The 13,369-nt window shown below is 63.0% G+C and carries 9 protein-coding genes; 7 read left to right on the forward strand and 2 right to left on the reverse strand.

Annotated elements, in window-relative coordinates:
* On the reverse strand, positions 1-1,307 hold a 1,307-nt coding region (locus ABIZ35_RS19980), incomplete at its 3' end, for a DUF1800 domain-containing protein (protein ID WP_348221684.1).
* A gap of 112 nt (positions 1,308-1,419) precedes the next feature.
* Between ABIZ35_RS19980 and ABIZ35_RS19985 the strand changes: the two genes are divergently transcribed.
* The 4 genes from ABIZ35_RS19985 to ABIZ35_RS20000 all read left to right on the forward strand — a co-directional run bounded on the left by ABIZ35_RS19985 (position 1,420) and on the right by ABIZ35_RS20000 (position 6,832).
* The gene (locus ABIZ35_RS19985) at positions 1,420-2,049 is read left to right on the forward strand and encodes a protein phosphatase 2C domain-containing protein (protein ID WP_348221685.1); all 630 of its coding nucleotides are present in this window, start codon (positions 1,420-1,422) and stop codon (positions 2,047-2,049) included.
* A gap of 112 nt (positions 2,050-2,161) precedes the next feature.
* A complete protein-coding gene (locus ABIZ35_RS19990; protein ID WP_348221686.1) occupies positions 2,162-4,045 on the forward strand; it encodes a SpoIIE family protein phosphatase in 1,884 nt (627 codons plus the stop codon).
* A gap of 86 nt (positions 4,046-4,131) precedes the next feature.
* Positions 4,132-4,527 (forward strand): helix-turn-helix domain-containing protein, encoded by a 396-nt coding sequence (locus ABIZ35_RS19995; RefSeq protein WP_348221687.1) that lies wholly within the window; start codon positions 4,132-4,134, stop codon positions 4,525-4,527.
* The gene (locus ABIZ35_RS20000; RefSeq protein ID WP_348221688.1) at positions 4,508-6,832 is read left to right on the forward strand and encodes a VIT domain-containing protein; all 2,325 of its coding nucleotides are present in this window, start codon (positions 4,508-4,510) and stop codon (positions 6,830-6,832) included. Before ABIZ35_RS19995 ends, ABIZ35_RS20000 begins: the two co-directional genes overlap by 20 nt.
* Positions 6,833-6,954: 122 nt before the next feature.
* Here the strand turns inward: ABIZ35_RS20000 and ABIZ35_RS20005 are convergent, their stop codons facing one another.
* Entirely contained in the window at positions 6,955-10,836 is a 3,882-nt protein-coding gene (locus ABIZ35_RS20005) for a hypothetical protein (protein ID WP_348221689.1), read from the reverse strand.
* Positions 10,837-11,109: 273 nt separating this feature from the next.
* Here ABIZ35_RS20005 and ABIZ35_RS20010 point away from each other — a divergent pair, with 273 nt between their 5' ends.
* From ABIZ35_RS20010 to ABIZ35_RS20020, 3 genes are all read left to right on the forward strand, one after another.
* Positions 11,110-11,829, forward strand: coding sequence for a hypothetical protein (locus ABIZ35_RS20010; RefSeq protein ID WP_348221690.1), 720 nt, complete (start codon positions 11,110-11,112; stop codon positions 11,827-11,829).
* A 269-nt stretch (positions 11,830-12,098) separates the two neighbouring features.
* Positions 12,099-12,767 carry a hypothetical protein gene (locus tag ABIZ35_RS20015; protein WP_348221691.1) on the forward strand — a complete coding sequence of 223 codons (669 nt, stop codon included), beginning with the start codon at positions 12,099-12,101 and terminating at the stop codon, positions 12,765-12,767.
* 98 nt (positions 12,768-12,865) lie between these two features.
* On the forward strand, positions 12,866-13,369 hold a 504-nt coding region (locus tag ABIZ35_RS20020; RefSeq protein ID WP_348221692.1), incomplete at its 3' end, for an SPFH domain-containing protein.

Genomic DNA, 13,369 nt, shown 5'->3' on the forward strand with positions numbered 1-13,369 from the left:
CGCACCAGTCCCTGTGATTTGTTCTCGAAGCGTACTTCGCCGGGCTTCCAGCCGTCGGAAGCGTAGGCGATCAGGGCGGCGCGGGTGGGGGCGGAGGGACGGCGGCCGGGCATGAAGGCGGCCCAAACGGCGTCCACCGCGCCATCGGGCGTGGTGACCGGCATGCCGGTGCGCGCGAGCGCTCCGTGCACTCGTTCGGAGAAATCTCCCCGATTGCCCATCTCTCGCACAACCTGATTGATGAAGTTGACGCGAGCCATCAGCGTCATCGTATTCATCCAGGTCTGCCCTTCGGTCCAGCCCTTCACGTTCGGCGGGTTGAACAGATCCTGACCCATCGAGCGCAGCGTGCCGGGCAGGTAATTGAGGGCGCTCATGGGAACGTCCATCGTACGCACTGTGGTCATGACCATTTCGACCGGACTCTTGATCTTGGAGTACATCGCTGTGGCGGAGTAGAACGCGCTCGAAGTCAGCATCGCGCCGACTACGGAACGGATATCGTAGCCGGAGTTAAAGTACACCTTCTCGAACGGAGCGGTGCTCGCCGGGGTGGGGTTGTCGTCGATGAAGAACTTGTAGAGTTTCGTGCAGAGAAAGCGCGCCGTGGAGGGGTGGCGTGCGACGATGTCGATGATGTCGTCGCCGTTGAAGTTGCCGGTTTGGCCGAGAAATGTTTTGGGGCCATCGTCATGCTGTCCGGCGTCGAACGAGAATGTGGACGCATCGCGGTCTAGCCGCCAGCCGGTGAAGGCGCGCGCCGCTTCCTTCACGTCCTGCTCGGTGTAGCCGCCATGAACGCCCATCGTGAACAGCTCCAGCAGTTCGCGCCCGTAATTCTCGTTCGGCTTGCCCTTGCGGTTCTCCGAGCCATCGAGCCAGACCAGCATCGCGGGATCGCGTGAGACGGCCTTGAGCATCGTGCGGAAGTTGCCGAGGGCTTGAGTGCGAAACAGTTCGTTCTGCTTCCACATCCAGCCAGGATTGTCGACTTTGTAGTTTGCCGTGGCGAAATGGTTGTGCCAGAAGAGGGTCATCTTCTCTTCCAGTGGCCGCTGCGTGTGCGCGATGCGATAGAGCCACCACATCTTCACGCTGTCCATGTTGTGGAAGTCGACAAAATCGCCGTCAATCTCCTTGAGGAGAGCCGCGAGACGATCAGGGGCGCGTTCGGGGTGCAGCAGGGCGTCCGTGGTTCCCGCCACGCCCAGGCGGGCGTAAGTTTCCCATTCCTCCGGTCGTGCGCCAAAACCCGCTCGCCGCAGCAAATGTCCCATCTTTGCCGTCTCGATTTGTGATAAAGCCATGACCAGCAACCTCCCGGTCTCGTGGACGTGTTCGTCTGGTAATATGTTCGAAAGCGCTTCAAAGCGCTCTATTGTTCCATTATAAGGCAAAAGCTTTAAAGAGGCAACAGAATTGATTTTCGAACGATATCAAACGGTGCTGGCGATAGCGGGGATGAACGATCCCGCTCAGGATCGGCTTTCCGTGCTGAACTGGGACGGCGATATTGTTCTTGTGATCGCCGATGGAGCGGGCGGCTTGCGGGGCGGCGCGCAGGCCGCTCAAATGGTGATCGATCGCGTCTCCGCCAGCGCTTCGCGGATTTCCGATCGTCAAGATGATTTGGGCCTCTGCCGTCTGCTGGATGAGATCGGGCGCAACATTCAAGACGCGCTGGGAGCCGGAGAAACCACGGCGATTGTGGCGGTGCTGAGTGAGGGGATCATTACAGGATCCAGCGTCGGCGACTCGCGGGCATGGCTGCTTTTTGACGAGGCAGAATATGAATTGACCTCCTCCCAATCCCGCAAGCCGCTTCTCGGAGGCGGCGGAGTTTCCACTCCTTTTTGCGCGGAGATTGGAAGTGGGACTCTGGTTCTGGCCACGGATGGCCTGTGGGATTATGTAGGGGTGGAAGTCGTACGACAGATCGCCTTGGGCGAGTCCCTGGAGATGGCGGCCGATTTCCTGGTCAAAAGCGCGCGTTTGCCATCGGGAGCGCTTTGGGATGACATCTCTGTCGTGCTGTGCCGTTCGCATTAAAGTCGGCGGGTAAGCATGGCGCGCTGCGTTATCTCCAGAAGCAGTCGATTACGGGTAGAATGATAGGGATAAATCTTGGGCATGGGCGCGAGTAGGGGAAGCAGGTCGATTCGTGAGCAGAACCAGCGCGCAAATTCAAGAGGAAATCGTTGGGCGCTTTGGCTTCTTCCCGCCCTTTTTTGAGCCAGCCCTGCCGTCTCCCTCAGTGCTGGAAAACCTCTGGTCTCAAACCGTCTTCGCTTATCTCGATAATCCCTTCCCCGCGCTGTTCAAAGAAAAGCTGAACGCCTATCTTTCCCGCTTCTGTGTCGTTCCCTACTGCATGGTCTGCCATTCCGCTACGCTGCGCCCGCTGGGGATGACGCCATCGGAAGTCTTGACGCTTCTGGAAACGCCGCCGCCGATCGATTTGGATATCGACGCGCATTTGAGCCGTCTGCATGAGTATTCAATTTTTGATATGGATGCTTTGGTGGCCGGGTCTCCGCTGGAAGAGAGCCTGCTCGCCTGCGTCGTCGCGGTGTTTCTTGAAGGGGAACAGGCCCTGCGCTGTCGGTCGGAATTGGTCCACCTGCTGAGTGACGATCTGTACAATCACTTGACGGCGTATCTTGCCTATATCAAGACGTGCCACACGTGGATTGAAATGCACCCGGAAGTTTCCTACGAGGCGGACGAGCGCGCGAAAGAGCATCTTGGGCCGATGCTGGCGCAGGAGCCGGCGCTGGCGGCGTTCTTTCGCGACTACCGAAGCAAGACTGCTTCCGAGCGCGAGCATCGAACGGTGCGGGAAGTGCAGCAGGCCGAGCGCTTGCGGGCCGACCGTGCGATCCGTGAGAGCGAGGAAAAGCTTCGGCTTCTTGTGGAAGGCGCTAAAGACTACGCGATGATCATGCTCGATGTTGAAGGATGCATCGCCAGCTGGAACGCCGGCGCCGAGCGCATTCTGGGCTATGAAGATACCGATGTCCTTGGATTGTCCATCGCGATGATTTTTACCGAAAGCGATCGGACAGCGGGAGTCCCCGAGCGCGAGATCGCCCGCGCGTTCGATGTGGGCAAAGCCAATGACGAGCGCTGGCATCTGCGTAAAGACGGCTCTCAGTTCTGGGCCGACGGCGTGATGGAGGCCCTGCGTGATGAAGATGGGTTCCTGCGCGGCTACGCGAAGATCCTACGTGACGACACAAAGCGAAAGCTGTTGGAGGAAGCGGCGGACGCCATTCATGCGCGGGAGCACCGGATCGCCGCAACGCTCCAGCAGGCGCTGCTGATGACCGCGCCGGACAACGCCTTTCCGGGAGTCGATGTCAAGACGTTTTATGAGCCTGCGTCCGATGAAGCGCTGGTCGGCGGCGATTTCTACGATGTCTTTGCATTACGAGATGGTGAGGTGGCGATGGTCGTCGCCGATGTGATTGGGAAGGGCCTGCGCGCGGCCGCGCACACGGCGCAGATCAAGTACGCGCTGCGGGCGTTTCTGCGCGAGTATCCGGAGCCGGCAATTGCCCTCGATCGACTGAACGGTTATCTCTGCGAATCCCAGCGTCTGGAGTATCCCGGCGACGAAATGGATTTGCTCGTCGTCCTTTCCCTGGTGGTGCTAGACACCGCGACGGGGGAGGCGAACTTCTCCGTCGCCGGCACCGAGCCGCCGCTGATCCTCCGCGCGGGCGGCGGCGTCGAACAAGTCGCGGCGAACGGCGTCCCGCTTGGCATCCAGATCAAAGAACGCTTTTCGGTTACCACCCTGCGCCTGGAGCCGGGAGATATCCTGCTGATGGCGACCGACGGCGTGACGGAAGCGCGCCAGGGCCGCGAATTTCTCGGCTACGACGGCATGGTCACACTCGCGGTCAATGCCCTTCCCCTGGAACGGCTGGCGCCGATCGGCGCCGCAATCGTCGAAGGCGCCCGCGCATTCGCCGGCGGCAAATTCCAGGATGATGTCTGTCTCCTCCTCGCGCGTTTCCACGGGGCGCCCACTTCCCGCTAATCATCCTCACAAAATCTCGATCGCCATTTTTTGGGATTTTATAGACACTACTTGACACTGTCGTTATTTGCGCGTATAATGGGCGCATGGATAAGACGGAATGGACGCTTTCGGAACTCGCCGCCGAGTTGGGGCTGACGCCGCGCACGATCCGCTACTACATCAGCCGTGGCTTGGTGGACGGACCGCGCGGGGCGGGACGGGGCGCGTCGTATGACGCCCGGCATTTGGCGCGGCTGCGTGAGATCCAGCAGCTTCAAAGCGAGGGGCGCATGCTGGCGGAAGTCGCGCAGAGGGCGGGGCGAAGCGATGATCTGCCCACGCCGGAGGCGTGGTGGCGGTACCCCGTCGCTGAGGGCGTGGTCATTGAAGTCCGCGCCGATCTTGCGCCATGGCGCTTGAAGCATATCCATCGGGTCATTTCGGAAGCGGCGAAAGCGCTGAAACAGGAGGACAGGGACGATGCAGAGCACGGGATTTGAAGTACGATACGCCGATCGCGAGGAGCCGATTCAGCTCGCCATGCAGCGGCTGTGGCTGACGGGGCAGATTTTGCCCGTCGGCGCGCGTCTTTTCGTGCGGCACGACTTTCGCCACGACGAAGACCAGAACTTAGAAGTCGTTTACAGCTTCATGCTGCCGCGCGACGCCGCGCTGCGCAAATTTGAGGTCAAGGGCGAAGGCTTTGAAGCGCACTCTGAGCTGCGCCGCGTCGAGGAGGCTGTTCGGGAGTATGAAGAAGGGCTGGAGGCCGGACATCTGGCGACCCTGGCGCGCAGCTATCGCGACGGCGTGGTCAATCTTTCGCTCGGCAACCTGCGCAAAGGACAGGATATCAGCGTCACGCTCGAAGTGCTCGCCGGCGTTGAACTGACCGACAGTGGTCTGCGCTTTCGTTTCCCGTTTACCATTGCGCCCGGCTATCACGCCCAAGCTCGTATGATCGATACGGGGGCCGGCGGCGAGATCGAACTGCCGGCGTCTGAGTTTGGCGATGTGATCCTCCCGACGTTCCAGCGGAGCGCGGAGGGACTGCACGATGTGGGCTTCGACCTGGGACTGCGGGTCGGGGAAGTCTCGGAAATCTCTTCGCCGTCACATGCCGTCCGGATGCGTAAGGAGGATGGCGCGTGGCGCGTTTCACTCAGCCCAGCCGTTGATGTTCCGAACCGCGATCTGGTGCTGGATGTGCGTCAGGAGAATGCGGGCGTCCAGATACTGTCCGGCGAGAAACGCTTTGTCCTCGCCGTTCCTTCGACACAGTTCGGCAAGAGTGAGAACGGCCCGCGCAAAGTCGCCTTTGTTGTCGACCGTTCCGGATCGATGCAGGGCGCGCCGATGGCGCAGGCGAAGCGCGCCGTGGAAGCGTGCCTCGCCGCACTGGCGCCCGAAGACCAGTTTGGGATCATTGCCTTCGACGACAGAGTCGAGCCTTTCGAGCACAGGCTCTGTAAACCGACGGCGGCGACGCGCCTCCACAGTGCGGAGTTTCTGAGCCATATCAACGCCCGTGGCGGCACGGAGCTGGCGGCAGGTTTCGCAGCCGGCGCGAAGCTTGTCGGCGAAGGCGGGTTTGTCTTAGTGGTCACCGACGGGCAGGTCATGGGAACCGAGGAAATCCTGGCGCAGGCCCGCGCACACAATGTTCGAATCTTCTGCCTCGGCATCGGCTCGGCCAGTCAGGACCGATTCCTTGCGCTTCTGGCGGAGGCCACGGGCGGCGTCAGCCGGTTCGTCACACCCAAGGAGCGCGTGGATCTCGCCGCCGTGGATCTGTTCGCCTCGATTGCCCCGCCGGTCGCCGCCGGCATTGAACTGACAGGCGCCGACTTCGCAGTCCTTCCTCCGGCTACCGTGCACGCAGGCGTCCCCTGGGTCGCATTCGGCGAACGGGCCGACCCCGGAGAAGTCACGGCGTCATGGCCGGGTGGGCGTCTGACATTCAATATCCCAGCGCCCGATCCCGCCGTTGCCGATGCGGTCCGATTGCTCGAAGGTTCGCGGCGCATTACCGACCTGGAAAGCCGCATGACATCTGCGGCGGAAAAGTCGCTGGAGCCTCAGCTGGTCGCCTTGAGTGAAGAGTATGGCCTCGCGAGCCGCGCCTGTTCTCTCGTTGCCGTCGTAAAACAAGCAGGAGACGAGGCCGGCGCGCCGCCCCTGACGCGCGTCGTCCCAGTCGGGATGCCCGAAGGAACTGAGTTCGACAGCTACTTTGGCGCGGTTGGGGGAGCGCTCCCGTCGCCGCCCATGGTGAGCGCGCCCGCGCCGGACAGAGCTGCTCGTGCCGGCGGGATCGTGCGGCGTCGGGCAATGGAGCCAACATCGCCGCCTCGCGCCACGCGTTCTCTAATGCGCAAGGCGATGGACTTCATGGAAGGCGTCATCGCGCCGGCTCCGGCCCAGGCTCCGCCTGCGGAGGACATCGTGATGGAAGCCGAAGCATCACTTGTGTACGGCGACGAAGAAGATCGTCTGCTCACCCTTGCGTCCTCTTTGGAGCCGGACGGCGGCTTGCCCGGCACCAGTCCCGAGGATCGAGCGCTGAAGACGATCAATGCGTTGCTCTTGTTCTGCTCGGAAGGTCATACGCCGACGCAGGGGGTATTCCGGGCGCATGTGAAGCGGATGGTTGGGTTCCTGGAGAACTTGGATGGGCTGTCAAAAGATCGCGGTGTGATTGTCGGACGCGTGGTTGAGATGGTGCGTGCAGGCGATGCGAAGCTGGCCGCGGGGTCAGGGGGGGCGCTGGGTTGGGATGAGCTGGAGAGGATGATCGGCGCATAAGATGCCCCCCGGCCCCCACTGGGGGTGTAGACCACAAAGATGCTAGCGTGACGAAGATTAAATCTAGACACGTTAACAAATGTATGGTCGGCGCCCTCAGTGGGGGCCGGGGGGCATCTTATTTACTCGTCGTCTTCGTCATCGGTCGGCGCCGGAGCTTTTGGCGTCGGCATCCGTCGCGGCGGGAGGCCGGGGAGGACGCTGGCGATGTCTAACGGGGCGGCGGGGGCGCCGTCCGAGCCTTCGGCGGGTTTGGCGGCGCGTTCGGCTTCGCGGCGGGCGCGGGCGGCGGCGCGGCGGCGCTGCCATCGGCTGCGCGGGGCGGCCGGGGCGTCCTCATCCGTGGGCGCCGTCATGTCGTCATCGTCGCCTTCGCCTGGCGGCAGGGCTTCGATGTCGTCCAGGCCGGGAATCGACCGGCTGGTCGTTGGGGGCGGCGGAGACACACGGGGCGCTTCCTGCTGCTTAGGACGCACGGGTTCCTGAACCTTCGGCTTTGCGGCTTCGGGTTTGAACTGCGGCGTGGTTCCAGGCGCGGGAACGTCCGCGCCAAGCAGCTCTTCTTCGTTCGCCGTGCTCTGCGGATCGCGCGGAGGCTGCTGCGGGGCGATGATGTCCAGACCGCTGATCGCGGCGATCTCGTCGGCGGAGCCCCACAGGAACAGACGCGTGGTCCGTGCCCGGATAAAGGCGCGGAACGAGCGCCCGTCCACCAGACAGATGCGGTTCTCCATCACATCCCACACCGTCGCGCGGCGCGGCAGCTGAATGGTCCGCTGGCCGGTGTACTGCGTGTGGATATTCAGAACGCCGTCGTCCGAGGCGAGCACCACGTCGTCCTGCGTGTCGTACAGCGGAACGCCGGCGTAGGCGAACAGGCCGCGCAGAAGCTCCACGGTCAGATGCGGATCGCCGAAGAACACGGACTTCCATCCGCTCTGGTGCTCGCGGACGGCGAGCGACGGAGCGCCGGTGGTGCCGTACTCGGCAAGGATGGTCGCCTGAGGATCGCTGACGGCGAAGGACGGATTGAGCAGGTCTTCCTGGCCGATCCGCTTGCCGCTTCGCAGACGCTCGGTGATCGGGTGACGCTGCTCGGAGATCTGGCTGCCGACGCGGGAGTTCCACGGCTGCTGCCGCAGGGACATTCCGACGACATCGCCGACTTCCAGACTGGCCGGTCCGCTCTCATCGTAAACACCGGGCGCGTAGAGCCAGGCGAGGGTTTTGCCTGGGCGCTGAAGGCGAGTGCGGATCGCTTCGCGTTCAGCGGTAGTGATCCGGAAGGCGTTCAGGAACAGATAGAGCGTGGCGTCCGGGAAGTTCTCCTTCGTGATGTCGCTTTGAAGGTAGAAGCCGACCGAAGCGCCCGAGCGCAGCAGAAGCTCGCGCGTCTTGCCGATCAGGTGCATGCCAAGGCCGTTCGGATCGTTCTTCAGATAAGCGAGTGAAGCTTCGTCGATGATCGCGGCGACGTCCGGCGCGGGCATGTCGCTCTTGCGGGTCTTGCCCCACTGGTGCGCGAGCTTCCCAAGACCGCCCAGTTCTTCCCAAATCTCCGCGTTGTTGAGCCATCCCTGACCCCACAGATCCATCCAGGTGACGCCTGCCCCGTGGGCGAGGGCGCCGCCGAATTGGCGCTGATGCGCGGCGCGGGTGTCCGCTCCGCTGGCGATCTTCGGGTTGTACGAATCTTCCGTGTCGTTCTCGGCTAGGAACGTCTTGGTGTCGTCCTCGACGATCCATAACTTGCCGTGCAGCGCGACCGAATCGATCGGGGCGCTGAAGGCCGCCGCGTTGCCCGCGCCGCGTCCGGTGTAGGAGTTGGGACCGGCGACGATATCGATGTCGGGCGACTCCAGCACCTGGGTCAGGGCCAGATGTCCGGAGTCGTTGCGGTGTGCGAACTCCAGCGTGTAGCCGTAAGATGTCCCGACAAGCAGCTGGTTTGCGGAGAACGTCTTGATCGCGGCGGCGAGGCCGGTGATCGCCTGTGCGGCGAGTTCGGATGAATACTGACAGTAGTCGACCCACCGGGTTTCGCGGCGCGTGCCGTAGAAAGCCGTTTCCGTCTTCTTGGTGACCGCGATCTGTCCGTCCCAGCGCGGGATCGGAGCGGTTTCGAAGGTCACGGAGCCGTCGTACCAAGCGGCGCGCAGCAGGTATGGCAGCTGATACTTGGCGTGGAGCCAGTCCCGGAAGACCGTGGTGTTAGGCTCGGAGATATCGTGTCCGGTGGCCGGATCGTTGAACCATTCGCCACGGTCCAGGTGGAAGCCGATAATTCGGTCGCCGCCAGGGGTGGCCGGATCGGAGAAGTGGGCGATCAGCGCTTCGACGGCGTCGACACAGTCCGACCAGAAATCACGGGAGGCCAGGGAGACATCGCCTTCCGAGCCGTCAGTGTACTGCGCCAATTGGTCGGGATGCGTGCGCACCCAGTAGTTGGTCGGCACGAACTGAAGGCGCGGCATGATGTGCGCGTGCGGATCGGCCGCCAGGATCTGCTGCACCAGCGAATCGATGCGGCCAAACGAGCGCTCGCCGTAGGCGTTGCGCAGCGGCAGGTACATGACGGCCGAATAAAGATGCACGCCATGTGCGGCCGCGTGGCGGATCTGCGAATCCACGACTTCGCCGTCCTCCGCCGTTTCGGCGTTGACAAAGAAGAAGTAGGGGGCGTGCTCGGCGCCGTTGATCAGAATGCTGGCGGGACTGCCCGGCGCGGCGCGGCGTATGGAGGCGTGGACGCGCGGCGTGGCGGCTCCGGCGGGAAGCGAAGCGACCGGCGGCACGAGCGTCGGCGGGATATAGGTCGGCGGAGCGGCGGCGAGCGCCAGGAACTCAACTTCCTCTTCTTCCGGCTCGTCGATTTCTTCTTCGGCGATCGGCTCGCCTCCCACGAGAAGCTCGGTCGATTCGGTGATCTCAACGGCGTCGTCGCCGTTACGGCGGCGTCGTCCGCCACGGCGGCGACGCGACTTCTTGCCGGCGTCATCCGTATCCTCAGTCTCTGTCTCCAAAGCTTCGGCGGGAGCGGCTTTGGCTTCCTGAGGGACGGAAGGTTCGGCGATGACATTCTTCGTGCGTCGGCTGCGGCGTCGGCGTACGGGGAGCGGCAGGCCGTCCGGTCCGAGCAGGACTTCGTCCTTCTCCTCTTCGACAACGGCGGGTGCTTCGGGCGCTTCTTCGGCGACCGTCGCGACTTCTTCGGGAAGTCCTAGATCGCCCGGATTGCGGCGTCGTGAGTTCTTGCGGCGCGTCGGCTGCGGCAGATCTTCGGCGGCGGCTTTGGCGGCCGCTTTCGCTGCGGCGCGGTTTTCGGAGCGGGTTTTCTGCTGGTTGGAGACGGGTGGAGCCGCAGCGTCGGCGGCGGGCGCCTCTGTCGTCTCGGCGGTTTCCTTGCGTGAGCCACGGCGGCGGGAGCGGTTGCGGCGGGAGCGGCGCGATGCGCCTCCCTCGACGGTCGACTCACCGGCGGCGTCATCTTCGGCGTCTTCTGTGTCGCCGTCGGCTATCTCCACGGTTGCAGCTTCGTTGCTGGTCGCATCAATAACATCCGTGAGGCCTTCCATCACCGTCTCGGCGTCGGCCGGCGCAGGGGCCGAGCTTGGGGTTTCCACAACTGCGGCTGGCGCTGACTCAGCCTCGGCAGCTACCGTCTTAGCGGTCGGCGTGCGGCGCCGCCGCGGGGCGCGGGCAGGCGCTTCAGCGGGTTCTTCGGGCGCGGATTCGATTGGAGCGACTGCGGCGCCGTCGGCGACGGTCTGCGCGGCTGCGGCGTCAAAGAGGGATTCCGTGGTATCGGAAGCCGCGGTTTCGGTCTCAGCGGCGGGCTCGGCCTTGCGGCGGGGCGCGCGGCGGCGAATGGGCTTCGCGGATGCTTCGGGCGCAGCCGCGCCTTCGGCTTGCATGTTGTTGTCAGCCGACTCAGGCGTCTGTCCGGCGACCGCTTCATCAATGGAAGCGGCGTCCGGCGCGGCGACGCGTCGTATCCTGGCCATAGTAAATTTTTCTCCGTACTGGTAAATTGGTGAAACTTGGGCGGCGGCCACTGGGATCACCCAGGAAAACGGCCTCGCCTCGTGAAATCTTAGCGTACTCGTCGACGCTGCCCCCATTATACTGGATTGGGCGGGGCTGTGTCAAAGTGCAGCCTTGAGACATACATTAGCAGGCGTTCTTAAAAATTCAAAAGAATCTTTGAGATAGTCGTGCAACTTTTCACGAAGTCCCGGGTCCAATTCCATAACAGGGCGCGAGGAGGCCCCAAGCCGATGAACGGCAATGAGTTAGCGCAGTGGTACTATTTGATCTATTTGCTGCCCGGGGGAACGGCGCTGTTTCTCTTGTTAGCATCTTCGGCCGGCGGCGGCCGTCAGCACAAGGGCGGCGGACCGCGTATGCATCACGGCGGCGCACGGGTATCGCATAGCGGCGCTCGCCAAGGCGGCGGTCCGAAGCACTCGGGAGCCAAAGCGGGCGCAAAGGGATCGGCGAAGGGCGGAGCGAAAGTCGCAGCGTCCCAGCCGACCGTGGGCGAGCAGTTTCTGGGCTTCTTCGGTGTCGGACGCGTTCCTGGGCCGTTTGTCTGGGGCAGTCTGCTGATGGGGTGGGGACTGTTTGGTTTTTGGGCGACGCGGATGTTCCAGGAGAATATGCACAGTCCTGCGCTCTTCGCGCTTCCGTCCATGGCGGTCGCACTGGCTGGAGCGCTCACGACCGCGAAGATCACCGCCGAAGCGGGCGCGCGGCTGATGCCGCAAACCGAGAGCTTTGTGACTGACACCATCGATCTCTGCGGCCAGGTCGGTAGCGTCGCATACCCCATCGATGGAACGCGGGGCCGCGTGCATGTTTACGATGCCCATGGAACGATGCACGATTGCACGGCGCGCATCGCCTCTGGACACCCGCCGCTGGCGCGCGGCAAACGCGCGCTGGTGGTGGATTATGATGAGAAACTTGGACAATTGGTGGTGGAAGAGGCGCCGTGATCGAGGTCCTCACCCTCGGCCCTGCGTGACCCACCCCGGCGCTTCGCGCCACCCCTCCCGCAACGGGAAGGGTTAATTAAGAATAGTTCTTACGAGGGCCGATTGCGAACCCGGTTCAAATACCCTTCCCGTTGCGGGAGGGGTGGCCGAAGGCCGGGGTGGGTGGAACCCGGGATGGGTGGCGCGAAGCGCCGGGGTGGGTTATCGGTGGGAGAATGGGCGCTTAGGTCTAGGATGCGCATAGTGCTGAATAACCGAAACGAGGGACAATGAACGCAGCGATTCTGCTGAACTGGTACTACTTGATCTTCTTACTGCCGGCCGGGATCGCCGTGGTCCTACTGATGCTTTCGACCGTGATCAGCATCGGCGGCGATGGTTCGGGAGACACGGATGCGGACGCGGATGTCGATGCCGACGTAGATGCGGACGCCGATACGGATGCGGAGGGAGATGGAGGACCAGGTGGACTTTCGGGTGCTCTTGGCGTCGTGGGGATCGGGCATGCGCCGCTGACGCTGGTGCTGGGCGCCTTGATGCTGGGTTGGGGATTTAGCGGCTTCTGGGCGGTGCGAGTACTTTCTGAGAAGATGGCTCCGGGCGTATTCATTCTGCCCGCCGTGGCGATTGCGACGGTGTGCGCGGTGCTGCTGTCGCGGTCCGCCGCGCGGATCTTCTCATACTTCGTGCCGAAGATCGAGACGGCGGCGGTATCGCGAGAATCGCTGGTTGGGCAGGAAGCGAGTGTTGTCTACCCGATCAGCGCGACGGCGGGGCGCGCTTTCTACTATGACAAAAATGCCGTGCTGCATGACGTGACCTGCCGGGTGCGTCCCGGCCAGCCAGTGATCGGCAAGGGGCGAAAGGTGATTTTGGGAGCGTATGACGAGACGACGGCGCGTTTCACCGTGGAGCCGTCGCCATTCGCGGAGGATTGAGACGAACCAAGCGTGTTTTGGGATTAAGTAAGGTGGGCGCCTCAGGACGAATTGGGCGCTGTTTGGGAGGAGAGACGCCTTCGGGCGAGGAGAAAACGATGGGATTTGGATTAATGGCCGTGGGGCTGCTGCTCTTTGGCGGCCCGTATTTCGTGCCGGCGTTGGCGGAAAATAAAATCGGACAGCTGGTCATCAGCTGCGTGGGCCTGCTGCTCTTTCTGTTCGGCCTGGGCGTCACCGTAGTGACGTCGCTGTATCGGAAGACATCGGCGGATCAAGCGTTCGTGATGACCGGCGCTGGCGGCTCCCGGGTCGTTCTCGACGGCGGCGCGATCGTTCTTCCGGTGATGCACCGCATCACGGAAGTCAACCTGCGCACCATGAAGCTTGGGGTCAACCCGCGCGGCGCCAACGCGCTGATCACCAAGGATAACCTGCGCTCGAACATTCTCGCGCAGTTCTATATCCGGGTGCAGGCCGACCGCGAGCATATTCTCAACGCCGCCCGCTCGCTGGGCGTCAACTCGGTGGACGCCGAGAACGTCGAACAATTGGTCAGCGAAAAACTGGTCTCCGCGCTGCGCGCCATTGCCTCGCAGATG

It is taken from the genome of Capsulimonas sp., assembly GCF_039929585.1.
GTDB lineage: Bacteria > Armatimonadota > Armatimonadia > Armatimonadales > Capsulimonadaceae > Capsulimonas.